This is a genomic window from Anabaena sp. FACHB-1237, assembly GCF_014696225.1.
GTDB lineage: Bacteria > Cyanobacteriota > Cyanobacteriia > Cyanobacteriales > Nostocaceae > FACHB-1237.
In genome coordinates this window covers 19,665-41,631 of record NZ_JACJPV010000001.1, presented here as the reverse complement: position 1 = coordinate 41,631, position 21,967 = coordinate 19,665, and the positions used below count along the sequence as shown (strand labels likewise).

At 33.6% G+C, this 21,967-nt stretch carries 28 protein-coding genes; 6 read left to right on the top strand and 22 right to left on the bottom strand.

The window, feature by feature from the left end; genetic code table 11:
* Nucleotides 1-9: 9 nt before the first annotated feature.
* Genes H6F32_RS00250 through H6F32_RS00220 form a run of 7 tightly spaced genes read right to left on the bottom strand, consistent with a single transcriptional unit; the run spans nt 10 to nt 6,547 of the window.
* Nucleotides 10-2,058: a hypothetical protein gene (locus tag H6F32_RS00250; RefSeq protein ID WP_190367336.1), complete on the bottom strand. Its 2,049-nt coding sequence runs from the start codon at nt 2,056-2,058 to the stop codon at nt 10-12.
* 23 nt (nt 2,059-2,081) lie between these two features.
* Nucleotides 2,082-2,987 carry a hypothetical protein gene (locus H6F32_RS00245; RefSeq protein ID WP_190367335.1) on the bottom strand — a complete coding sequence of 302 codons (906 nt, stop codon included), beginning with the start codon at nt 2,985-2,987 and terminating at the stop codon, nt 2,082-2,084.
* Nucleotides 2,971-3,852, bottom strand: coding sequence for a hypothetical protein (locus tag H6F32_RS00240; protein ID WP_190367334.1), 882 nt, complete (start codon nt 3,850-3,852; stop codon nt 2,971-2,973). Before H6F32_RS00240 ends, H6F32_RS00245 begins: the two co-directional genes overlap by 17 nt.
* A gap of 26 nt (nt 3,853-3,878) precedes the next feature.
* Nucleotides 3,879-4,649: a GTPase domain-containing protein gene (locus tag H6F32_RS00235; RefSeq protein WP_190367333.1), complete on the bottom strand. Its 771-nt coding sequence runs from the start codon at nt 4,647-4,649 to the stop codon at nt 3,879-3,881.
* A 5-nt stretch (nt 4,650-4,654) separates the two neighbouring features.
* Nucleotides 4,655-4,855 (bottom strand): hypothetical protein, encoded by a 201-nt coding sequence (locus tag H6F32_RS00230; RefSeq protein ID WP_190367332.1) that lies wholly within the window; start codon nt 4,853-4,855, stop codon nt 4,655-4,657.
* Nucleotides 4,856-4,860: 5 nt separating this feature from the next.
* Entirely contained in the window at nt 4,861-5,448 is a 588-nt protein-coding gene (locus tag H6F32_RS00225; protein WP_190367331.1) for a 4Fe-4S single cluster domain-containing protein, read from the bottom strand.
* 16 nt (nt 5,449-5,464) lie between these two features.
* Nucleotides 5,465-6,547: a hypothetical protein gene (locus tag H6F32_RS00220; protein ID WP_190367330.1), complete on the bottom strand. Its 1,083-nt coding sequence runs from the start codon at nt 6,545-6,547 to the stop codon at nt 5,465-5,467.
* Between the two features lie 285 nt (nt 6,548-6,832).
* Here H6F32_RS00220 and moeB point away from each other — a divergent pair, with 285 nt between their 5' ends.
* Nucleotides 6,833-8,005, top strand: coding sequence for a molybdopterin-synthase adenylyltransferase MoeB (moeB, locus tag H6F32_RS00215; protein ID WP_190367329.1), 1,173 nt, complete (start codon nt 6,833-6,835; stop codon nt 8,003-8,005).
* A gap of 422 nt (nt 8,006-8,427) precedes the next feature.
* Here the strand turns inward: moeB and H6F32_RS00210 are convergent, their stop codons facing one another.
* Complete coding sequence (locus tag H6F32_RS00210) at nt 8,428-8,682, bottom strand: DUF6761 family protein (protein ID WP_190367328.1); 255 nt, start codon at nt 8,680-8,682, stop codon at nt 8,428-8,430.
* A 447-nt stretch (nt 8,683-9,129) separates the two neighbouring features.
* Between H6F32_RS00210 and H6F32_RS20325 the strand changes: the two genes are divergently transcribed.
* Both H6F32_RS20325 and H6F32_RS00200 read left to right on the top strand, forming a co-directional pair.
* On the top strand, nt 9,130-9,267 hold the full coding sequence (locus H6F32_RS20325; protein WP_242031001.1) for a transposase: 138 nt from the start codon (nt 9,130-9,132) through the stop codon (nt 9,265-9,267).
* Nucleotides 9,268-9,726: 459 nt separating this feature from the next.
* Nucleotides 9,727-10,485: a winged helix-turn-helix domain-containing protein gene (locus tag H6F32_RS00200; RefSeq protein ID WP_190367327.1), complete on the top strand. Its 759-nt coding sequence runs from the start codon at nt 9,727-9,729 to the stop codon at nt 10,483-10,485.
* Between the two features lie 308 nt (nt 10,486-10,793).
* Here H6F32_RS00200 and H6F32_RS00195 read toward each other — a convergent pair whose 3' ends face one another.
* Nucleotides 10,794-11,531, bottom strand: a complete 738-nt coding sequence (locus H6F32_RS00195; RefSeq protein WP_190367326.1) for an ATP-binding cassette domain-containing protein — start codon at nt 11,529-11,531, stop codon at nt 10,794-10,796.
* Between the two features lie 497 nt (nt 11,532-12,028).
* On the opposite strand from H6F32_RS00195, the gene H6F32_RS00190 reads away from it, so the two are divergent.
* The 3 genes from H6F32_RS00190 to H6F32_RS00180 all read left to right on the top strand — a co-directional run bounded on the left by H6F32_RS00190 (nt 12,029) and on the right by H6F32_RS00180 (nt 15,044).
* Nucleotides 12,029-12,283, top strand: a complete 255-nt coding sequence (locus H6F32_RS00190) for a SemiSWEET transporter (protein WP_190367325.1) — start codon at nt 12,029-12,031, stop codon at nt 12,281-12,283.
* Nucleotides 12,284-12,561: 278 nt separating this feature from the next.
* On the top strand, nt 12,562-14,190 hold the full coding sequence (locus H6F32_RS00185) for a radical SAM protein (protein WP_190367324.1): 1,629 nt from the start codon (nt 12,562-12,564) through the stop codon (nt 14,188-14,190).
* Between the two features lie 71 nt (nt 14,191-14,261).
* Nucleotides 14,262-15,044 (top strand): sulfite exporter TauE/SafE family protein, encoded by a 783-nt coding sequence (locus H6F32_RS00180; RefSeq protein ID WP_190367323.1) that lies wholly within the window; start codon nt 14,262-14,264, stop codon nt 15,042-15,044.
* A 281-nt stretch (nt 15,045-15,325) separates the two neighbouring features.
* Here H6F32_RS00180 and H6F32_RS00175 read toward each other — a convergent pair whose 3' ends face one another.
* The 13 genes from H6F32_RS00175 to H6F32_RS00115 all read right to left on the bottom strand — a co-directional run bounded on the left by H6F32_RS00175 (nt 15,326) and on the right by H6F32_RS00115 (nt 21,927).
* Nucleotides 15,326-15,622 (bottom strand): type II toxin-antitoxin system HicA family toxin, encoded by a 297-nt coding sequence (locus H6F32_RS00175; protein ID WP_190367322.1) that lies wholly within the window; start codon nt 15,620-15,622, stop codon nt 15,326-15,328.
* A complete protein-coding gene (locus tag H6F32_RS00170) occupies nt 15,615-15,881 on the bottom strand; it encodes a type II toxin-antitoxin system HicB family antitoxin (RefSeq protein ID WP_190367321.1) in 267 nt (88 codons plus the stop codon). Before H6F32_RS00170 ends, H6F32_RS00175 begins: the two co-directional genes overlap by 8 nt.
* 42 nt (nt 15,882-15,923) lie before the next feature.
* Nucleotides 15,924-16,265, bottom strand: a complete 342-nt coding sequence (locus H6F32_RS00165) for a XisI protein (RefSeq protein WP_028090498.1) — start codon at nt 16,263-16,265, stop codon at nt 15,924-15,926.
* Complete coding sequence (locus H6F32_RS00160; RefSeq protein ID WP_190367320.1) at nt 16,250-16,669, bottom strand: XisH family protein; 420 nt, start codon at nt 16,667-16,669, stop codon at nt 16,250-16,252. The genes H6F32_RS00165 and H6F32_RS00160 overlap by 16 nt, the downstream gene beginning before the upstream one ends.
* A 237-nt stretch (nt 16,670-16,906) precedes the next feature.
* A complete protein-coding gene (locus H6F32_RS00155) occupies nt 16,907-17,104 on the bottom strand; it encodes a hypothetical protein (RefSeq protein WP_028082818.1) in 198 nt (65 codons plus the stop codon).
* A gap of 14 nt (nt 17,105-17,118) precedes the next feature.
* Nucleotides 17,119-17,367 carry a type II toxin-antitoxin system RelE/ParE family toxin gene (locus tag H6F32_RS00150; protein ID WP_028082817.1) on the bottom strand — a complete coding sequence of 83 codons (249 nt, stop codon included), beginning with the start codon at nt 17,365-17,367 and terminating at the stop codon, nt 17,119-17,121.
* An 83-nt stretch (nt 17,368-17,450) separates the two neighbouring features.
* The gene (locus H6F32_RS00145; protein WP_187040540.1) at nt 17,451-17,792 is read right to left on the bottom strand and encodes a XisI protein; all 342 of its coding nucleotides are present in this window, start codon (nt 17,790-17,792) and stop codon (nt 17,451-17,453) included.
* Entirely contained in the window at nt 17,762-18,133 is a 372-nt protein-coding gene (locus tag H6F32_RS00140) for an element excision factor XisH family protein (protein ID WP_313926149.1), read from the bottom strand. The genes H6F32_RS00145 and H6F32_RS00140 overlap by 31 nt, the downstream gene beginning before the upstream one ends.
* 125 nt (nt 18,134-18,258) lie before the next feature.
* Entirely contained in the window at nt 18,259-18,732 is a 474-nt protein-coding gene (locus H6F32_RS20320; RefSeq protein ID WP_242030999.1) for a hypothetical protein, read from the bottom strand.
* A gap of 108 nt (nt 18,733-18,840) precedes the next feature.
* Nucleotides 18,841-19,089, bottom strand: coding sequence for a hypothetical protein (locus H6F32_RS00130; protein WP_190367319.1), 249 nt, complete (start codon nt 19,087-19,089; stop codon nt 18,841-18,843).
* Nucleotides 19,089-19,277: a hypothetical protein gene (locus H6F32_RS00125; RefSeq protein WP_190367318.1), complete on the bottom strand. Its 189-nt coding sequence runs from the start codon at nt 19,275-19,277 to the stop codon at nt 19,089-19,091. Before H6F32_RS00125 ends, H6F32_RS00130 begins: the two co-directional genes overlap by 1 nt.
* 194 nt (nt 19,278-19,471) lie before the next feature.
* Nucleotides 19,472-19,873, bottom strand: coding sequence for an endonuclease domain-containing protein (locus H6F32_RS00120; protein ID WP_190367317.1), 402 nt, complete (start codon nt 19,871-19,873; stop codon nt 19,472-19,474).
* Between the two features lie 164 nt (nt 19,874-20,037).
* Nucleotides 20,038-21,927 carry a nuclease-related domain-containing DEAD/DEAH box helicase gene (locus tag H6F32_RS00115; protein WP_190367316.1) on the bottom strand — a complete coding sequence of 630 codons (1,890 nt, stop codon included), beginning with the start codon at nt 21,925-21,927 and terminating at the stop codon, nt 20,038-20,040.
* Between the last annotated feature and the right edge of the window lie 40 nt (nt 21,928-21,967).

Below are 21,967 nucleotides of genomic sequence, written 5' to 3'. Positions count from 1 at the left end.
TAATTTCCATTAGAAAATATATAAACCTATTATTAAAAGTGCTACTGCTAAAACAATATATAAATATTGTACATATTTTTGTATATTAAAATCCTTGATTACAAGTGGTTTATTTGTAAATAAAAAAGCAGAAGCAGTACATATAATTAATGACATAATACCTATACCAAAAAAAATATTTTTCTGTGAAAGTGAAATATTATTATTGGGGTTATTGGCGAGATGTATAAATATTACAAACAGGACAACTCCTAATATAAATATTATCAACAAAAGTATTGAGATACCCCAACCATCATCATCATTGTTATGAGTCCGATTTTTTTCCACCTTAGAGCGCTGTTTTTTTTCACTACCTATGTGTTCTGTGATTTTATTCTCAGTAATATCCTCAAGCAATTTAGCTACTTTTGTTTTTCCTATTTTATGAAATACCTTAGCTAAATTCTTATATTTACCATAGGTCTTATGTTCTGAAGGATTATCTTGATTATCTTTAATAATTTTTTTAATTATATTCAAAATTGGTTTACAAAATTCTAAAACAACTTCATTATCATCATTTTCTATTTCAGTTTTTTCTATTTCAGAACTTTGATTTTCTGAATCTTCATGTAACATTTTATTAATTTCAGTTAGCATAATTTTTTGAAAAACTTTAGCATATTTTTGAAACTCATCATGCCAAATAGTTCCAGATTTAGTTAAAAAATAGTGTACTTTTTGAGGATCTATTTTCTTATTCATTAGGTCTTCTAATAAAAACTTAATCCCCAAAAATATAGAATTTTGTAATTTTTTATTTACTTCTGGATTATCTTGACTATCATTTAATAATGCCCATTGAATATTATTATTACTTTCTTGATTTGTGTTCTCTGATAAATGTAATATACCTAATACGCTTCTAGCTTTTTCTCTACATTCATCAAATATTTGATTAAGTTGAGATTTTTTCTTACTTTCCATTTTTACTGAATTAACCATCTCTACTAACCATTGTTGAGATGCTGGATATTCAGGAGCAACCATATATATTAATTGTGGGTACATATCATCAATAGCAGAGTTTTTTAACATCTTTTCATTGATACAATCAGCCCAATTTATATCTGGATATTCTCTTAAATATCTAAATAAATCTTGAGTTCTTTTACGATCTAATCTATGGTGATTATTAAATGTTGTCGCTATGTCAGTTAAACAATTTTTAATTTTTTGAATTGGTGCTGTTTGACTAAGATTTTTTGGACGTGAAGCTATATTTTCTCTATCTTCTGTCAACTCAGTATTACTGTCTAAATTAGATTCAGAATTATTTGGTTTAGTTGTTAATGGAAGTTTAGAAATATGAGGTATATCTTCATTGCTACTATAAAAAATAGCTAAAAAACTTGTAGGTAATTGTAGTTTCTTAACATTCCACGCCCAAGCATTATAATAATGAGAACGCTCACTCATAGCTAAAGCTAAATAGTGTGTTTCTATATATGGTTCATATTCTTGCCAAGCTACTTTTTTAGCTACTTGAATCTTAGGAAGTTCATGAATGTTTTCTACAATTTTTAGTATTTGTGCAAAATTTTGTGCAAAATTAATTTTTGGCTGTTCTTGCGTATAAGAGAAATGAGGTATAGATTTAGATTTTTCTGATGTTTCATCTAATTCCTCCATATCAAATTGAGGCTGTTCTTTAGACCACCAATGGATTAAAGTACCAATACCATCAACCTCTGGAGATGATTTTTCTAACCAAAAATATTTATAACCAATGGTAGGACGACCTCCATCATCTAATTGTCTATTGGCCACTGCTAACACAGAATATTTATCATCTATTTCTCTAGCAATAAGCGCGAAATCATTTTCTTCTGGTGGATAATTGTCATTTAATTTAAAATAACCATCAATTACCGCTTTAGTAATTGGTTCTGGTATTTTTTGATTAAAACTAGCGATTTGGTTAAAGCAATAACCTCCAGATACATAACATTGATATATGTCAGAATAACGAACATTATCAAATCCTCGACAAAATTGGTAAATGGTAACTTTCATAACTTGATCCTCCTGAGTTTATATTAAACGGTATCTCTTAATTGATCATCTTCCTTACCAGTTGCTAACCAATATAAAGGAGCAACTAAACCTAAAGGTCGCCATATTCGTGGTTTATCAATAACTCCATAAGTGGCTTTTTCATTTTTATTTTTCTTAAAGTTTGGTTTAGGCGGTGTTCCTTTTGTACCAAAAGTAGAACAGAAAAAGTAGTTTATTGAACATCCCCAAGTGTTACCCCATTTAGTGAATGTAGTTTTTACAGTGGGAAAATTTAACCCCATAAAAGTTGGTATATTTTGCCAATAACCTGATGCTGGAGGTTGTTCACATTTAGTAAATACTACCGCTATGCGATAGTTTTGTAATCCTCCATTATTAATAGTTAATCGTTCATTTAATTCCCTTTGTAAATTATCCAAGGCTTGGGCATATTCCCTTTCTGCACTTTTTTTAGCAGTGCTATCAATAAGTATTAATAAACCCGATGCAGAAGCACAATCATCTAAATAATCACTTAAATGTGAGCTACAATTGCTCATATTCCGTAATTCTGTAAAGAGTTCTCCTGAATATTCTCGACAAGATACCCGCATTCTAATAGGTTTATCTCTTAAGGCAGCTAAAGGATGATTAAGAAATTTAGCTTTTAAAGTAATTAACAAGCTGTAAGTTTTAATCTCATCAATATCTTCAAATCTTGTACCTGCTAACTCTCTACCATCTTCTAAAATGTCCTGAGCCATACTGATTAATTCCCCCGCTTCGTCGTTGTATGGTTCAATAGAAAGAATAGGACTATCAGTTCTAGCATTTGGCCAACGAGCTAAGGCAGCCATTAAAGCTGTTTTTCCACAACGACGAGGACCAATAATGCGAAATTCCTGGTTTCCCCCTATTTCTAAAGGAATATTAGAGGCGTTCGTCATGAAATACCCTCCCGGTGGTTAACCAATAAAGTGGCGAAATTAAACCGAAGGGTTGCCAAATACTTGCATCTCTTAAATAGGCACTAAATTCAGCAGAACTTCCATCATCGGGTATCCAACGATTAGGACGAGGATCATGTTCTCCATAACTATTACTTAATACGCCAAAGGAAGAACAGGCAAAAAACCGTAATCTTGAAGGAGGTAAGTTTTCTTTCAAAACTTGATAGGTTTCCTTTAAACGGACTCGAAATAAATCTTCTTCCGCATCTAAACGACAAGGCCACAATTCGCCCCGTTCACATTTACTCATTACCACTGCCACTTTTAACTTTTTTAAATGTTCATTTACTTCTGACTGTTCAGATAGTTCTTTCAACAACTTCTTTAAAGCTGGTGCATAGATTTTTCTATCATTTTCTGTTTCCCAGTCTGTTAACATTATCATCCAACTTTGGGCGCTTAACCAATCTTCTAAATATTCTTCAAATTCAGATGATTTCTGAGGTATAGCAGCACATTCAAAAGTTTCTCCTGAATAATCTTTTACATTCAAATTTAATGTAATTGCTGGTGATTTTTTAGTAGCAGGAATCGAAATTTGAAAAGCAAAATAGGGTTCATCACCAATATCTGTACCAGTGAAAATAGCTCCTTGTTCTAAAATATCTTTAGCTGATCCAATTAAGTCTTCTGCATCGTCAGATATGGCTGTAATTTTTAATCCCTTAAATTGCTTTTTTAGCTGTTCTGGCATTCTTAATAATGAAGCCAAATAAGTGGTTTTCCCCGATTTACGAGAGCCAATAATTCTAATATCATTAGCAGTTACTTGTGGTTTTTTAATGATTATGCTTTGAGTCATAATGGAATCGTTATCTTTGTGAGTAGTTAGCTATAAATCAGATAGGGAGCAAGATATAACCAGGGCAATTCTAGTAATTCTATGCTTTCGGTGCTGGTAATAAAAAAGTTAGTCCGCGCACCAATTTCTGTACCTTTGTATTTACGAATTACTTGATTTCCTACTCCAAAATATGCCTCCAATACATAATCACTATATTCATACCAAGGTGCTGATCCTCCTTTGTTGGGGTTATATTTCCAAGTCTTTCCTTCCGCTGCCACATCACAAAATAAATCGGCTTTATGGAGAGCAATAATTATATGTTTGACTCGTTTACAATGCTGTTCCAAAAAGTCTAACCAATTTTGTAAACCATTTACCCATTGATCAGAATTTGGTAAAGGTTCATAAGGTTTGAGATAATCAGGAGATAGATTAATTCTCGTACTAGAAACTAGACTTTCATGGGGCGGTAACATTAAAATTACAGCTTTACTTTGTTTAACTTTATCTTCCATTGCTTGCCAAGCAGTGGGAGAATCTTTTCTTTGTTGGGGGTTACTCCAAAACTCTCCAGGAGTATCTATCCATAAAATGTTTAATTGTCTTGCTCCCGTTGCGGGTAAGTCCACCTCCATTTTTAATGTTTTTGTTGTCAATGCCTCTGTACCAGCTATTGCCCTCGTGCTGGGATTGTATAAATCTCTAGCTAGTATATCACCATCTGTGATTTGTACATATTTACCATTTTCAGCTAATGCTCGCACCATGCTAGTTTTGCCAGTTTTGCGATCGCCTATCACCACTATACTCATCTATTTTATACCATATCCTTATCAACTTGTTTATATTCCACTGGAAACAATGCCTCTGTACCAGCTATTGCCCTCGTGCTGGGATTGTATAAATCTCTAGCTAGTATATCACCATCTGTGATTTGTACATATTTACCATTTTCCGTCAATGCCCGCACCATGCTAGTTTTGCCAGTTTTGCGATCGCCTATCACCACTATACTCATCTATTTTATACCATATCCTTATCAACTTGTTTATATGCCACTGGAAACCCCGTATATGTCAATGTTTCCCCACCTACTACCCACTCCTGACGCGGTATATTTAATAAATTATCCTCCACAATTCGCCCAGATAAAAAATGTAATTTTTGATTATTTGAACCCCTTAATATTTCATCACTAATTTGCTGCTGTATAAACAAACCATCAATTAATAAATCTATATGATTTAGGAACTCTTGGCTACCAGGAAGATGATTTAATTGTAACTGTTGTAATTGATACCCACTCCAACAAACAACGGTTTTTCCCGCAGATTGCACTCGACGCGCTAAATCAGCTAATGCTACCGCTTGGGCAAAAGGTTCACCACCAGAAATAGAAATACCTGCTAAATCAGGAAATTGTTGGAATTTTTGCCAAATATCCTCCACAGTCACCACTTGAGTTAATTTAAACTCTAAATACTCGGAATTTTGACATCCTACACAACGAAAAGGACAACCTTGCACCCATATTACCATCCGAGTTCCTGGACCATTAGCACGAGAACGAGGCATCAACGCGGCTATATTCAATAACAGAGATTGTGTCATAATTTACTATTTTTATTCAAAATCCTTCGCTTTCAGAACGTCTTGTAGATGTATTATTAGATGTATTATTAAAATCATATTCACTAGTGGTTTTCACGGAAATAATTCCCAGATCCACATTGCGCCATTCCTCATCCACAGGTTGACCATTCCATTGTGTCCATTGCACATCATAACCTTGCTGTTTAAAGATTTCTATCACATCAAAAGTCCGACTTGAACAGGACGCATCACCCTCTTCATCATGGGGACCAGCCAAGTCAATTTGTTGACCATCAAACTGAATCCGCATTTGCGTATTTACCCCTTCATGGGTTTCAATATTAATAATTACATCACCATCGCTAATTTCCGCAATATGGGCAACATAACCAACCTGTTCCCAGGATGCTACTAAATTGTTAGCCGCCGTTTGTACCTGTTCTGCTTGTAGTTCATAGCTACTAATTTGCTGATGTAAATTTTCGATATCTTGATCAGAAATATTCAAGATATTATTACTAATTTCCTGAATTTTTCCCTGTAGTTGTTGATTAATAAAACCAGGAATATGTGATTTTAAATCATGCAATCTGATCTCAACAAACTCAAGTTGTTCTCTCCACTGATTTTGTGCTTCTTGCAACTGTTGAATTACTTGTACACGGGCATCATCTAATGTTTGTAAATAGGTTTGTGCCGCTATTAAATTATTATTTTGTAATGCTATTTCCGTTTTTTGTATAGTTTCCTGAAAACTGCTACTATCTAATAATTGCTGATCAATTAAACCTTGATATTCTGCCTTAATTTGCGGTAATTGCTGCTTTAAACTCTGTAATTTTATTTGGTTATCGTGAGATAATGCTTGTTTCATTTCATCATCTATTTGCACATTATTAAATTGAGGTTGTACAACAACTATTTTTTTGTGGGAATTACTGGAAATTTTAGCCCGAATTTCCGCTATTTTCCGTTGAATATCCTGCTCTTTTTTAATAATTGCTTCTTTTTCTTGACGTTTGCGTTCTTGATATGCTTGTATAGCAGAAGTCACACCATCAAATAAACTTGGTTGGGTAGAAATACCAGAAACGTTAAAGGTCTTTTGTCCACTCATAGTTTTTACTTAATATACCGCAGTTTAATTATAGCTGAATTTTTTATATAGATCCACAACTTCTTTTTAAACCAGTCAGTAAATTAACATATTGATATTAAAACTCAGGTATCTAGTAAAACGGACATCTTTACAAAACTCAACATCAAAAAATACCCAACATGGTAAAATATATCTTGCAAACATTTTGCAAGTATCTTGCAAACATCTTGCAAATCCAACCATTCAACGATAAAATTACTAACTCTCAGTTAAGATAAATACTTCATTGTAAATCTTATTGCTATGCTCAATCCTAACCTGGATGATATCCAGCTAACACCAGATGATTATCAACGCTACTCCCGCCACCTGATTTTACCAGAAGTGGGATTAGAAGGACAAAAACGACTCAAAGCTGCCAGCGTTTTATGTATTGGTACAGGCGGCCTTGGTTCACCATTACTATTATACTTAGCCGCCGCAGGTATTGGCCGCATCGGTATTGTGGACTTTGATGTGGTTGACTTTTCTAACTTGCAACGTCAAGTCATTCATGGTACTTCTTGGGTGGGTAAGCCAAAAATAGAATCTGCTAAGGATCGTATCCAAGAAATTAACCCTTTTTGTCAAGTTGACTTATACGAAACCCGTCTCAGTTCCGAAAACGCCCTAGATATTATTAAACCTTATGACATCGTTGTAGATGGAACTGATAATTTCCCTACTCGATATCTCGTTAATGATGCTTGTGTTCTGGCTAATAAACCTAATGTTTACGGGTCTATTTTCCGTTTTGAAGGACAATCAACCGTATTTAACTATGAAGGTGGACCTAACTATCGTGACTTATATCCAGAACCACCACCACCAGGAATGGTTCCCTCTTGTGCTGAAGGTGGCGTTTTAGGCATTCTACCAGGAATTATTGGCGTAATTCAAGCCACGGAAACGGTGAAAATTATTCTCGGTAATGGTAATACTCTCAGTGGACGATTATTACTATACAATGCCTTAGAAATGAAATTCCGGGAATTAAAGTTACGTCCTAATCCCATTCGTCCTATCATTGAAAAACTCATAGATTATGAGGAGTTCTGTGGTATTCCCCAAGCAAAAGCTGAGGAAGCTAAACAGCAAACAGAAATTCAGGAAATGACGGTTACGGAATTAAAGGCTTTAATTGATAGTAATGCTAAAGATTTTGTGTTGCTAGATGTGCGTAACCCCCATGAATATGAAATTGCTAAAATTCCTGGTTCTGTATTAGTACCTTTACCAGATATTGAAAATGGTAATGGTGTCGCTAAAGTCAAAGATTTGTTAAATGGACACCGCTTAATTGCCCATTGTAAAATGGGTGGGCGTTCTGCTAAGGCTTTAGCGATTCTCAAAGAAGCAGGTATTGTGGGAACCAACGTTAAAGGCGGTATTAACGCCTGGAGTGCGGAAGTAGATCCTGCCGTAGCTCAGTATTAGGAGTCAGTAGGGGTAAAGCAAAAAAACATCGGTGTCTAGTGAGCAACTAAGCCATAGCTTGAATTGACACTAATGAAAATTGCTAAACCTCTACTTAATACTATGGAGTTAAAAAAATAGTTTATTTGCCTAATAATGCTTATTTGCTAACTATTATGGCTTAGACTCATAGTATTCATAATTTTTGTGATACTGTTATAGCTTATGATAGTCTTGGTCTTGGCAAGTACACTTAATCAAGGCTCAACCCTACTAATTTGTGACTGCTATGAAAAATTACCGCACTGTCCCATTGACAAATAGAAAAAATGTGTTACAGTGACCTGGGACAGTGATCGGTACTTATAGTTAGCCTAGTTAGTTGAGGGAGAATTGGATCACTAACAAAGTTTGAAGTATCTGGAGATATTCAGTAATAACCGCTAGTAATAACCCCGTTGCCTTTCTGGTTCTGGTTGCACCACCGCGAAATTTGAAACATCGCATAAATAGCGACTTGCCTCTTCTTCTAAGCGATGAATCAGATATGGTTCAATAGCATTGCTATGTCTGAGTGCGGCGAGATATCCGTCCAAATACATTCGCATATCATCCATGCGATAACCGCGATTCCATAATTCGACGAAGGCATCTGTGAGTTTTTGGTAATAGCGGATGGTTTGTGTGTCTTGGAGCATAACTGCTGTATTAATCTCTCTAAAATGAGAACTGTAGATCATTCATGCTAAAAAGAGAAATTTGACCTCTCTCTTTAGTATTAACTTATAAGTCACTAAATTTACTTTTGGTGAGACCCCCCAGCAGCTGAAAACCTAATTATATCCTGATGTAGAAAATCACAATAGATGGCTTTTTCAAGGCTTTTCTGTGATTTTCTTTTGCAATAACTACCAGTGAATAATCTTAACTGAGAATGGGAATTTCCTGATTTTGGTAGTTTTCCAATATCCTCAATTGGGAAGATTGTGCAGTTATGGCTAATATAGGATAGTGATAATGAGTGTACCATAACTTTGGAGATGTGAGGATTGATGAAAAATTAAGAAAGGAGTTCTTGGCTGCGGAGTGTTGAAGGGTGAATTATCACAAGCAATAGCTGACTGTGGTTTTTATGAGTTTAAACGATGAGTTTAAACGATGAGTTTAAACGTCAACTAGAATATAAAGCTAAAAACTTTGGTTGTGAAATTATAATTGCTGATAGATTTTATCCATCTTTTATCCATCAAGTAAAACCTGTTCTCACTGTGGTTTTGAGATAGATAGAAACTTAAATCCAGCAGTTAACCTATCGCTACTGGCTAAAGTGTGTAACTCTACAGAGGGATAGCTGATCCCATGCGCCCCGTTGAAGTAGGAAGTAAAGTCTAGTTTTGCCTAGGTTCATATAGCAGAATTGTAAAAATATTCATTAGGGTGCGTCAGACTACTATATAAATCCTGTAAATAAACAGATTCCTGATATCTGAGACACCCTACAACTAGTAAATATTAAGACTTTAGAAAATTTTGCCAAAAAATTCAGAATTGGATCAAGAAAAAGATTAAGAAAAATTTAATAAAGTGATTAATTCGCTGATTTATCAAAGAAACATAAATTTATTGCAAGGTTTTTTCAAGGAAAATGTAAAGAAAGTAGGACTTGAGGTAACAACAACTACAAAACTAGAATCATGAGATTGTTAATTTGAGATTCATCAACACTAAGGGGTCTTGCCACTGTGGGTTCGGTTTGTATAGAAATTGTTGAGGGGAATCCCCATCTAAGGTCTTTGTTGGGTTGGCACTTGCAACAACTGGAGTACAAAATCCATCAAGCTGCCAGTATTTATCAAGCAAGGGAAGTCTTTTTAAGTCACCAACCAACTTTAGTGATTTTAGATGCAGATTTAGCAGATAGTGACAGTATTGAGTTTTGCCGTTGGTTGCATCGTCAAGATCAACCATTGATTCTCATGTTATCTGCACGTACGAATGAGTCTGATATTGTTGCTGGCTTAAAAGCTGGTGCGGATGATTATTTACGCAAACCTTTTGGGATGCAAGAATTTTTAGCTAGGGTAGAGGCTTTAGTGAGACGGAAACGTACACCTACTGCACCTGCTTTTTTAGATTATGGAACATTGCAAATTGATTTAGTACAAAGAAGAGTACGTTTTCAAGGGGAGTTTATTGATTTAACGCCCCAAGAGTTTAGTTTATTATATGTTTTAGCGCAAGCAGGAGGAGTACCTTTAAGTAGATCGGAATTGTTGCGACGTGCTTGGCCGGATGCAATTGATAATCCACGTACTATAGATACTCATGTTTTATCTTTACGAAAAAAAGTTGAACTTGATCCGCGTCAACCAAATTTAATTCAAACTATCCGTAATGTTGGCTATCGCTTTAACATGGAAATTTTGAATACTCATGTTTCCCCAATACCGAATAAGTTAGTTAAAGAAAGGTTTGCGAATCAAATTCCTGTTTTGAGCTAGTCCTAAGTTGACAATTTTATAGACTAAGATATCAAGTATTGAATTAACACTGTCAAGTAAAGCGAAAACCAAGCAATGACGGTGATAGTCTTTTCAAGAATCTTTGTAAAAGAAAGACGCGTTGGGCACTCATAGTGTAAGTCTACAGAGGGATAGCTGCTCCCATGCGCCCCGTTGAAGTAGAAAGTAAATTCTAGCTTTGTCTAGGTTTTATATAGCAGTACACAGTAGGAGTTACCGAGTTAGGAGTTTAGGAGTCAGGAGTCAGAATACAGAATTTTCTCCTCCGCTCCTCCGCTCCTCCGCACTTACACCCATTCTGTTTCATATTTAGCTTTTTTCAATGTTTCTCTTACATTTTCCCAGTTAATATGATCAACTGTTTGATTTGTCGCTAGTTGACCTCCTTCTAAGTGTAGAAGATGATCACAAAATTGTTGAATGAAATCTAGGTCATGGGTTGCTATGAAAATAGTCGTAGAATGCTGGTTATTTAGGGCTGTAAGGGCATTAATTAGATGATTATGAGTATTTGTATCTAACGATGTTGTGGGTTCGTCTAATAGCAAAATTTTGGGTTGTGTGACTAATGCGCGAGCGATCGCTATTAATTGTTTTTCTCCTGTGGATAATTCTAATTCATGGCGCGTTAACCACTGATCAGGAATTTTTAACAGTTCACACCAATAATTAATTCTTTCTTCAATATCTGTGATTGATAAACTACGTAAAGCTAGGGGATAACTTAAAGCATCTTTTACCCTCATTCCTAGTAACTTAGCTTCTTGTTGCACTAAAATTATTTGCCGACGTAATTCCATAACAGGAATTTTTTGATATTCTTGATTTTCCAGATATATTTTACCGCTCGTTGGTTCATTGAGACGGTTTAATAAACGTAATAAAGAAGTTTTTCCAGATCCAGAATTACCGACAATGGCCAAGCGATCGCTCGTATTCACTTGAAAAGTGATATTCTGTAAAATAGGGTATTGATTTTGATGGTGTAAACGCTGGTAAAAACTAACAGAGTCTAATTTAAGCATAAATTAGTCTAAGGAGAAATATTAAATAATATCATTTTAATTCTACAATCTTACAGAACAAAAGTAAGAAAGTAAGAAAGTCAAAACTTATCCGCAAAACCAAGCAGCAGCAAAATTGCGATTATACTATACTAAATTCCATATTTACTGGTATAGTACAAGTTACAATCAGTCTCTCAATCAAGCGGTACAATTCAGCAACAGTGAAATTGGGTACTTTCATCTATATGAGGACTTACGCAACTGGAACATTGGTAGGGTGTGGTTCGACAAGCTCACCAACCACGTCAGACAGTATAAATCATGTAAATAACCAAATTGTTCATTTCTGACGCACCCACTCAACAGATTTTTTAGTATGACACTTGTGTAAGTCCTGTATCTAATGAATTAAAACAGACGATTCAACTAGCAGCTATCTGTAGTATAATATCTGTAACCCAGTTTTCTTACCAGTATATTCCCAGATTCCCGCATTTACTAAATACTTTCTAAAAATGAACCTTGTCACAATTATTGGATTATTAGCAGCCACATTAACCACCATTGCATTCCTACCACAACTATGGCAAATATGGAGAACAAAATCAGCAAAAGATGTTTCTTATGTGATGCTGATTATTTTTATGAGTGGTTTATTTTTGTGGTTGATTTATGGCATTATTTTAGGCGCTTTACCTGTAATTTTAGCTAATAGTATTACATTATTTTTAAATTGTATAATTCTCTGGCTAAAAGTTAGATATAGATAGGTAATTTGCCTTTGAATGTTTTTGATAGTCGTACTACATAAACTAAGTTGCTAGTTGTTAATTTTCGGATATTTTGTAGTCTGTAGGGTGCGTCAGACAGAATAATTTAGGTTAAAATTACCAATTTTAAGACTCTGACGCACCCTACTTCATCTAACTGGCAACTTACCTTACATATTACGTATATTTATAAATTTAGGTTATAATTTAGGTTATAATTTAGGTTATAATTTAGGTTATAATTAGATCGTAATCTGTTTTTAACCCATATAAAACCTGTGACATCATCTGTATTTAATTCCGAACATCTGTTATTTACTGCTGCTACTCCTGAAAATAACGCTATTCCCGTAATTTTTGCATTTCCTAATACTTATACTGTGGGAATAACTAGTTTAGGTTATCAAATAGTATGGTCTACTTTAGCTATGCGAAAAGATGTACAAGTTAGTCGTTTATTTACTGATAACCATGAACAACTTCCCCGAAATCCTCAAATATTAGGTTTTTCTGTTTCTTGGGAATTAGACTATATTAATATTTTCAATCTTTTGGAGTTTTTAGAAATTCCTCTGCGTGCAAATTTAAGAAATGAAAATCATCCTTTAGTGTTTGGAGGAGGTCCAGTTTTAACCGCTAACCCTGAACCTTTTGCAGATTTTTTTGATATCATTTTATTAGGTGATGGTGAAAATTTACTGGATAATTTTATTAATGTTTATAAAACAGTCCACAATGCTGATAGACAAACTCAATTAATCACTTTATCTCAAGTTCCTGGTGTTTATATTCCCAGCTTATATCATGTTGAATATGTCAGTTTAGATGGAGAAATTGCCAGTATTAAACCTATTTTTGATCATGTTCCTGCGGTTATTCAAAAACAAACTTATCGGGGAAATACCCTTTCGGCTTCTACCGTTGTGACGGAAAAAGCAGCTTGGGAAAGTATTTTTATGGTGGAAGTAGCGCGAAGTTGTCCAGAAATGTGTCGCTTTTGTTTAGCAAGTTATTTAACTTTACCTTTCAGAACTGCAAGTTTAGAAAATTCTTTAATTCCTGCTATTGAACGCGGTTTAAAAGTCACTAACCGTCTGGGTTTATTGGGTGCTTCCGTTACCCAACATCCTGAATTTTCCGATTTATTAGATTATATTAGTCACCCAAAATATGATGATGTGAGATTAAGTGTTGCTTCCGTAAGAACAAATACGGTGACAGTGAAATTAGCCCAAACTTTAGTAAAAAGAGATACAAAATCTTTAACTATTGCGGTAGAAAGTGGTTCAGAAAATTTACGTCGAATAATTAATAAGAAATTAGATAATGATGAAATTATTCAATGTGCTATTAATGCAAAAATTGGGGGTTTATCTAGTTTAAAATTATATGGCATGGTGGGTATTCCTGGGGAAATTCCTGAAGATTTAGATGCTACTGTTGCTATGATGAAAGATGTAAAAAAAGCTGCCCCTGGGTTGCGGTTAACTCTGGGATGTAGTACCTTTGTACCTAAAGCACACACACCATTTCAATGGTTAGGAGTTAATAAACAATCTGAAAAAAGGTTGCAATTTTTACAGAAACAATTAAAACCGCAAGGTATAGATTTTCGCCCAGAAAGTTATAATTGGTCAATTATACAATGTTTGTTATCCAGAGGCGATCGCCGACTTTCTGATCTGTTAGAATTAACTCGTGATTTTGGTGATTCCTTGGGGAGTTATAAACGTGCTTTTAAAGAATTGAAAGGAAAAATTCCCGATTTAGATTATTATGTTTATAGTAATTGGTCATCTGAGCAAATTTTACCTTGGAATCATTTACAAGGACCATTATCACAGAGTACATTAATCAAACATTTAAACGAAGCACAGAGTTATTTTCCCACATCATATATAAAGTGAAAAGTTTAGTTTTTGGTAAAGTTATATAATTACCGATAGTCTGTATTTTTGTTGTGGTTGTGAGGATTTTTATGCGTAATATTTGGGCGTTTGCTTGGGGTGCTTTAGTCGGGATTATTGGCGGATTAATTGGTTTGGGTGGTGCAGAATTTCGGTTACCAGTTTTAGTTAGCATTTTTAACTATCGAACCTTACAAGCAATTATTATTAATCTCGTTGTTAGTCTGGTTACCGTCACTTTTTCCTTCATTTTTAGGAGTGGCGTTATTGGACTTGAGAATGTTTTTTCAAATCTGACAGTAATCATGAATATTTTGGCAGGTTCTCTGATTGGTTCTTATGTTGGGGTGAACTATGCCACCAAAATCAACGAAAAAACTTTAAACCGAGTTGTTGTGGTTTTTCTATTGTTTCTGAGTTTTGTATTAATTGGACATAATTTTATTTTCAGTCTTCAAATTTGGCAACTTCCAAACTTATTAAGAATAGGTATCACGTTTTTAGCAGGAATTGTGATTGGGATATTCAGCAGTATACTTGGTGTTGCAGGTGGTGAATTGATTATCCCAACAATTATTATGGTGTTTGCAATTGACATTAAATTAGCAGGAAGTTTGAGTCTGGCAATCAGCATTCCGACAATTATTATGGGTCTGTACAAATATAAAAGTCAGAAACGATTGAAGGAAGTAAAATCAGAACAGAAATTTATTTTTTCAATGGCATCTGGTTCAATATTGGGAGCATTTATTGGTAGTAGTTTTTTGAGGTATATAGATAGTTCCTCCTTATATTTAATTTTGGGTGTCATTCTCTTGTTATCGGCATTGAAGTTGGCAAAACATAAGCATTAGGAAATAAATGTAGGGACGTTATTAGGACTTACGCAAGTGTCACACTAAAAAATCTGTTGTAGGGTGCGTTAGACAGTATAAATCATGTAAATAACCAAATTGTTGATATCTGATACGCTTTACCAATGTACCAGTTGCGTAAGTCCTGGTTTAGTAAATTTCATCGTTAATTAATTTCTTAATGCACCCTATCATCATTCTCTCATAAAATTAATACCCCTCATTTATTTAATCTATTACTATTAACAATTCTCAATCAGTCTGATTCAATAACATCTTCATTATTGCAGTACACATATACTAATAATTAGCGATCGCTGTGCCACTTGCGTAAGTCCTGATTTTAACAAACTTTCAATTTCCTCATCAGTAAAACCAAACTGCCGAAAAATTCGTAAAACATAACCTGGAGACATTTCTCTAGCACCCATATCTATAGGAACTACTCTCCTTTTCCCTTCAAATTCACGAGTATATAAACAATGATCACCTTTTCCTTCTCTATGAAAAGTACAACCTGCTTTTTCTAATAATTTAATTAATTCTTTGGGTTTTAAAGAAGGTATATTTTTAGGCATAAACCTTCCTCAATTCATAGATTTCTGATTGTTTTTCCTTTTCCTCAACTAACAAAAATTCATGTAATTCATCTATAGAAATAGCAGATTTATAAATATTCTCTTCTGATTCATAAACATCTGCAAAAGATGCTATTGCTTCCTTTAATTTATTAACTGCATCTTCTTGAGTATCTCCCTGTCCAACAATACCATTTTCTAAACACAAACCCACCCAAAAATCAGAACTTTGTCTGAGAACAACTGTGTAAAAGTTCATTTTTATTTCCCTATAGATTAAATTTATGATCAAGAGAAAGTATTAAGCAATAGCAAACTCAGTAAACTTACGAGTTTCAGGATCATGAAAAGCTAACACAATATCTTCTTTTGGTACACCTTCCCTTAATAACTCCGTTGCAATACCTTCCTGGGTCCAATCTTCCTCAATGTAAATCTTCTCATTTTTAATACGAATATGAACATGAGTTGATTTTAGTCTTTTATCTTCTTTCCAATCAACTGTTAACCACAAATAATGATCGTGAGTTTCATCAAATACTAAACAGGTTTCAGTATTATAATCAGGAGATTTATGAACCAACTGATCATATTCTGTTAAAATACTTTTAATTAACTCCCGATATTTTATAATTTTATCCATGATTGAATCTCCTGTTTTTTATCATTAAAAACAATAAAGTTAAGTTGATGACGTTTAATTACAGGTTGGATGGATTTTCTTTGAAAGAAAGTATTAAAAATTGTACTTCTTACTGCTAAATACAGTTCATAATCTTTATGAGAAAATTCGAGAAAATCACGATATAAAAGATATTGCCCTAAAGCATTTTGAAAATCATTCATTGGTGAAGGATTAATAAAACTTTTGATTTCTACTACAATTATACGTTTTTGTTTTTCAGGCAATAAAGTCTTTTCAGCTAATAAATCAGCATAAAGGTTATCATCTTCATATTCAACAGTATAAGGATCAGCCGTAATTGTCCAACCATCTTTAATTAAAGCATTTTTCACTGCTTCATGGTATATGTCCTTTGCTGGCATTTTTCACCCCGATAATCAACTATTATATTATATAGCAATCCTGAACAGTTTGTGAGAAAATACGTAGATAAAAATCCTTGTTTTATAAGCATTTTAGCCTTGTTGAACTCTCACGTATCATTTAGGATTGCTATAACATTCAGGTGAGTTCATCAAGACCCACCCTAACCTAAATTATACCAAAGCCGCTTCTCCTTACTAATCACCCTCCCCTCGTCCTCAAAACCAACAATTTGATCACATTAACAACATACTTTTCACATCTTCTAAAGACATTGAAACACTATTCTTTTCTTCTTCCTTAGCATCTCTCAAATCTCGTAAATCTTCCAGATCTTCTAATAATTCCTGAATCTTCAAAAATTCCTCATAAGGTAAAACCGCAAATTGTTTTTCACCATTTTTTGTTAAAAACTCAGGATGTAATTCAATCATTTTTTAACCTCCTATTACTCATAAGCTTTACTACGATGCTTAACCCTATACACGATTATAGTTTGTTCTGCTAATTCAAACAAAATTCGATAATCACCAACTCTTAAACGATATTCTGGAGTAAAATTTGTTAAGCGTTTCACATCTCCTTGTAAATCATCTTGCATTGCTTCAATTTTATTGATAATGCGTTCTCTGTCATTTACAGGAATTTTCTGTAAATCTTTAATCGCTTTGGGTTTAAATTCTATTTGGTAATGCACATATTTTAACCTTTTTCAAAACATTAAGGTGAGTCCATCCAAACTCACCCTAACCTAAATTATACTAACAAATTTTTTCTCGATTAAGCCACAGCAAATTCTGTAAACTTCCGAGTTTCAGGATCATGAAAAGCTAACACAATATCCTCTTTTGGTACACCTTCTCTTAATAATTCCGTTGCAATACCTTCCTCAGTCCAATCTTCCTCAATGTAAATTTTCTGATTTTTAATACGAACATAAACATGAGTATTATTAACTCTTTTTTTGTTAACCCAATCAATACTACGCCAAAAATAATGATGATTATTGTCATCAAAAATTAGACAATTTTCCGGGTGAAAATCAGGAGCTTTTTCAACAATTTGATAATATTCTGTTAAGATTTTTTTGATTATTTCTCCATATCTTGTGAGCTTATCCATGATACAATTTCCTCCTGTTCGTTATTAAAAACAATAAACTCTACCTGATGACGTTTAACAATAGCTTTAACTGATTTTCTTTGAAAAAAGCTCTCAAATACAGTGTCTTTAACAGCTAAATAAATGGCATAATGTTTTTCAGACAAATCTAAAATATCACGATATACAATATATTGTCCTAATGCCAATTCAAAATCCCTCATCAGAGAAGGATTAATAAAACTTTTGATTTCCACAACAATGGTACGATTATTTTGTTCAGCTAATAACGTTTTTTCAGCAAGTAGATCGGCGTAAAGTTGGGCATCTTCGTATTGTAAAAAATAAGCATCAGCTAAGATTGTCTAACCATCTTTAATTAAGGCATTTTTAACCGCATCATGGTAGATATCTTTTGCCATTTTCCTCCTTGTAATTTAGATTAGGTAGGGATTGCGACGATTCTATTATTATACTCTAAACTACCTTACCAAAAAGCGATTTTGACCTCTCCCCCAGCCCCTCTCCTAAAAGGAGAGGGGAGTAAATCTTGCTCCCCCTTCCCTTTCAGGGAAGGGGGTTGGGGGGTTAGGTCAGTTTGGGATGTTGGAGGAATGAGATCGCTCTTCCAAAACATAACCAAAGAGCGATCTTGACGAATTTCTTGTTGCCATTTCTGCGGATCAATTTCAACAAAAATATTCTTTTTTGATATTTTTCTTAATGCTTCTGCCATTTTTTGTCCATTAGATATGGTAAGATATGAAAAATCTATTCCCATTAATTCTAAAATTTTCAAAAATATGTCTGTATCCATTTCCATGATTTCGGCTGCTTTGTGTAAACTAATTAACCGAGATGTTAAAGCACCAAGTACAAATATAAAGGTTTCTTTTTGTTCTATACTCTGGAATAATTGTACTTGAGAGGCAATTTCTTTAAAGGTAGTTTGGTGATTCATTTATTTGATACTGGTTAATGGATTAAGTCTATTTTTATAATTATATCAACTTTGCTCTACCAAAACCATAAAACAAAACGACAAGTTGGATATTCAGAAGAAATAACCTTAATCATCTGCTAAAGTTTCCAACTCATCGGAAATCAAATTTTGCCAATCTTCATCACAATGGGAATGTAAATGAATTGATGCTACTAATAATTCTGAAAGTATTTTACCCTTTTGGCGATCGCTTAACTCAGAAAGTTGTAATTGATTAACCAGAGAAATCACATTTTCGCATTCTTCCTGTAATTCCATTAGTAACTGATTAAGCGTTGAGTTGTCACTGCTAATTTTTTGGTTTGCGAGTTTCATTAGTTTTTACCCAATCTTTTTAACGCTTGTTTTATTCCTTTTTCAAAAGCTCTAATTTCCTTTTCCCAATGGTTAATTAAACCCTGGTCTGGAAATTCTTTCTCTAATTCTACCCTAATTTTTTCCTTGTGTTCAGCAATACGAGATTCTAAAGATGATATTGCTTTTTTAAAATGACTTTTACCCATATAAGATAACTGATAACACTTACATTATACTAGGAGGACAGCGATCGCACTCACAAAACCACAACCAAAAAGCGATCGCACTTCAAACTCCCCACATCAAAAAGCGATCTTGACCTCTCCCCCAACCCCTCTCCTGCAAGGAGAGGGGAGTAAATCTTGCTCCCCCTTCCCTCGTAGGGAAGGGGGCTGGGGGGTTAGGTCTTTTCACAACAAGTTTGATAAATTCTGACTAAAACTTGATCAAGTTCATTGATTACTTCTTCGTTTTTAATTCTCAATAAACGCAAGCCTCTAGCTGTTAAAACTTTATCTCTTTCTAAATCATATTCTATTTGTTGATCATGAATTTTTCCATCTATTTCTATGACTAAACTAGCAGCATGACAATAAAAATCTACTATAAAACCATCTATAATTTGTTGTCGGCGAAAATGTAAACCATGCAAGCGGTTGGCGCGAAGATGTTCCCACAGTATTTTTTCTGCTGGTGTCATTTGGCGACGCATTTCTTTGGCGAGTTCGAGTTTTACGGGTTCTATTTTTTGTCCAATGACTATGTTACGAAGTCCGTCTTTTTTCGGTGGTTGGTTGTTCATTTGTGGGGTGTGTTTTTATATCGTGTTTGACCTCTCCCCCAGCCCCTCTCCTACAAGGAGAGGGGAGCAAGATTTCTCCCTCTTCCCTTGCAGGGAAGGGGGTTGGGGGGTTAGGTTAGTAGGTTAAGGGATATCACGAGTAAACTTTACAAACTAATGGAATTTCACACAATATCTTCCTCAATAAATCCTTTAAAAAAGTCATGATAACGCTGATTTGAAATATTAACAACTATCAGGTTATTTCTACATCTTGTCAATCCTGTATATATCAATTCATCTATAGAAAATGCGCTCTCACTATCTTCATCATAATCATCTTCAATTATCAGAAAAAGTGTATCTATTTCCCAGCCTTTAAAACTATGAATTGTAGATAACTTAACAGTACCTGGATTCATCCAGAAATGAATTTTTTTATTGTTTCTAATTTTTTTAATTTCTAAATTAGCATATTTATTGCTTGACTCCATTTTCAATTTTTCATGAATTTCTTGAGATTCAAACATTGCTTTAGTCTTTTCGTGCTTATTATTCCTAATAGTATAATCTATCTGCCTAATAATTTCTATTCTTTGTGACAAGAAGCAAATATCATTAGGGTGCTTATTTAATTGAATTATCAAAGAATACATATCATCAACTATTTTGGTGACATGAACTGATTTATCATAATATATATATTGGTAATATTCCTCTGCCTCAAAAATACTTTTCTGTCTGAATTGGGTTATTTCATCTAAATTATACTTACCACTAAAAAAAGTTTTTTGAAATTCAGTAGCTATATTTGCTACTTTTGTTGTCAACCTAAAAGATTCTTTAAGAACGTTCCATACACCACCTATGCCTACTGCTTTAAAGTCTTTATATTCATCCAATGGTAGATCATAAATATTTTGCTTTACATCGCCAAATACTACATATTCACCTCCATTATCCCAAAAATATTTTCTGATTATTCTCTGCCATTCTTCCTTGTAATCTTGAATTTCATCTATTAATATAATTTGATATTTTTGTATTTTTCCTTTCACAGGCTCAAAAATTGTCTCGTTAGAGTAATATTTTTTCTCTAAATATTCTGTTCTTTCTTCACTACTCCAATTTTCAAAATCTCCTGGTATTTCCCATTCTATACCTAAATTATTAAGTTGTGTTGTTAAAAAATTGTGATAATTATTTATATCAAATGCACGCCAGTTAAACTCTTGTCTTACATCATTAATTTTATCGCGAATATAATTTTTTAGAGTTATGTTATAGGTAAGAATCAAAACTTTACTGTCAGTTCTTTTATGTGCATTTACCGCTCTTTGAGCTAATATGTGTGTTTTCCCAGAACCAGCTACTCCTTTAATCTTTCGACCTGTCTTAGTAGGTATACTAGTTACTAATTTTTGTTGTTCTTTGTTAAATTGTATTTTGATACCTTGTTCAATAGTATGTAAAGATGGTTGAAGATATCGTTTAAAGCTATTATAAAGGTTATCATCAAAAAGTAGTGATCGTCTAGAAAGACCTTGTTCACTAAGAATTACATGAAATTTTTGAGGATTTATAGAGTCATTACCGAAAATTTTTATAAATCTTCTGTCACTTTCTGATTCAAAATTATTATCTATAAATTTCTTTATAGTCTCTTGAGTTTCATTGTGAAAGTAAACTGCACAAGAAACAAGTCCAAAAAATTTTGGATTATCTATTTTCTTTTCTAGCAAATTCTCAATATGTAAATCATATAGATTTTCCTTGTAAGTTTTCACTTGAGAAATAGGAGATTTTATAATTGAGTCATTTGTTTTTAACCTCCACTTTTTATTCTTATCTATGTAATAATAACTTAAATGCCAGTCCTTAACTTCTATTATCATGACACCATAATTCTTTCTCATGATAATAATATCTGGTTGATCTCCATTCAAAAATGGCTGATAGTAGATTTCATATTCATCAGAAAGCCGATGTAAGAAATTAAGTAAATATTCCTCTCCTGTAGTTGGTGGAACTTTTAGCCGTGAAATGTTTTCGTCAGAAGGAAAGAAAATTGCCATTTTTAAACCTACAATAAAAAAATGATTATGGAATTGAGTA

Coding starts and splice junctions, on each gene's coding strand:
- H6F32_RS00240 (WP_190367334.1), bottom strand. CDS start 3,852: ATGACTCAAAGCATAATCATTAAAAAACCACAAGTAACTGCTAATGAT.
- H6F32_RS00155 (WP_028082818.1), bottom strand. CDS start 17,104: ATGATTGAATTACATCCTGAGTTTTTAACAAAAAATGGTGAAAAACAA.
- H6F32_RS20320 (WP_242030999.1), bottom strand. CDS start 18,732: ATGAATCACCAAACTACCTTTAAAGAAATTGCCTCTCAAGTACAATTA.
- H6F32_RS00175 (WP_190367322.1), bottom strand. CDS start 15,622: ATGCCTAAAAATATACCTTCTTTAAAACCCAAAGAATTAATTAAATTA.
- H6F32_RS00170 (WP_190367321.1), bottom strand. CDS start 15,881: ATGAACTTTTACACAGTTGTTCTCAGACAAAGTTCTGATTTTTGGGTG.
- H6F32_RS00120 (WP_190367317.1), bottom strand. CDS start 19,873: ATGAACAACCAACCACCGAAAAAAGACGGACTTCGTAACATAGTCATT.
- H6F32_RS00165 (WP_028090498.1), bottom strand. CDS start 16,265: ATGGATAAAATTATAAAATATCGGGAGTTAATTAAAAGTATTTTAACA.
- H6F32_RS00210 (WP_190367328.1), bottom strand. CDS start 8,682: ATGCTCCAAGACACACAAACCATCCGCTATTACCAAAAACTCACAGAT.
- H6F32_RS00130 (WP_190367319.1), bottom strand. CDS start 19,089: ATGAAACTCGCAAACCAAAAAATTAGCAGTGACAACTCAACGCTTAAT.
- H6F32_RS00195 (WP_190367326.1), bottom strand. CDS start 11,531: ATGCTTAAATTAGACTCTGTTAGTTTTTACCAGCGTTTACACCATCAA.
- H6F32_RS00145 (WP_187040540.1), bottom strand. CDS start 17,792: ATGGATAAGCTCACAAGATATGGAGAAATAATCAAAAAAATCTTAACA.
- H6F32_RS00230 (WP_190367332.1), bottom strand. CDS start 4,855: ATGAGTATAGTGGTGATAGGCGATCGCAAAACTGGCAAAACTAGCATG.
- H6F32_RS00160 (WP_190367320.1), bottom strand. CDS start 16,669: ATGCCAGCAAAGGACATATACCATGAAGCAGTGAAAAATGCTTTAATT.
- H6F32_RS00225 (WP_190367331.1), bottom strand. CDS start 5,448: ATGACACAATCTCTGTTATTGAATATAGCCGCGTTGATGCCTCGTTCT.
- H6F32_RS00190 (WP_190367325.1), top strand. CDS start 12,029: ATGAACCTTGTCACAATTATTGGATTATTAGCAGCCACATTAACCACC.
- moeB (WP_190367329.1), top strand. CDS start 6,833: ATGCTCAATCCTAACCTGGATGATATCCAGCTAACACCAGATGATTAT.
- H6F32_RS00245 (WP_190367335.1), bottom strand. CDS start 2,987: ATGACGAACGCCTCTAATATTCCTTTAGAAATAGGGGGAAACCAGGAA.
- H6F32_RS20325 (WP_242031001.1), top strand. CDS start 9,130: ATGAGTTTAAACGATGAGTTTAAACGTCAACTAGAATATAAAGCTAAA.
- H6F32_RS00115 (WP_190367316.1), bottom strand. CDS start 21,927: ATGGCAATTTTCTTTCCTTCTGACGAAAACATTTCACGGCTAAAAGTT.
- H6F32_RS00250 (WP_190367336.1), bottom strand. CDS start 2,058: ATGAAAGTTACCATTTACCAATTTTGTCGAGGATTTGATAATGTTCGT.
- H6F32_RS00125 (WP_190367318.1), bottom strand. CDS start 19,277: ATGGGTAAAAGTCATTTTAAAAAAGCAATATCATCTTTAGAATCTCGT.
- H6F32_RS00220 (WP_190367330.1), bottom strand. CDS start 6,547: ATGAGTGGACAAAAGACCTTTAACGTTTCTGGTATTTCTACCCAACCA.
- H6F32_RS00180 (WP_190367323.1), top strand. CDS start 14,262: ATGCGTAATATTTGGGCGTTTGCTTGGGGTGCTTTAGTCGGGATTATT.
- H6F32_RS00235 (WP_190367333.1), bottom strand. CDS start 4,649: ATGAGTATAGTGGTGATAGGCGATCGCAAAACTGGCAAAACTAGCATG.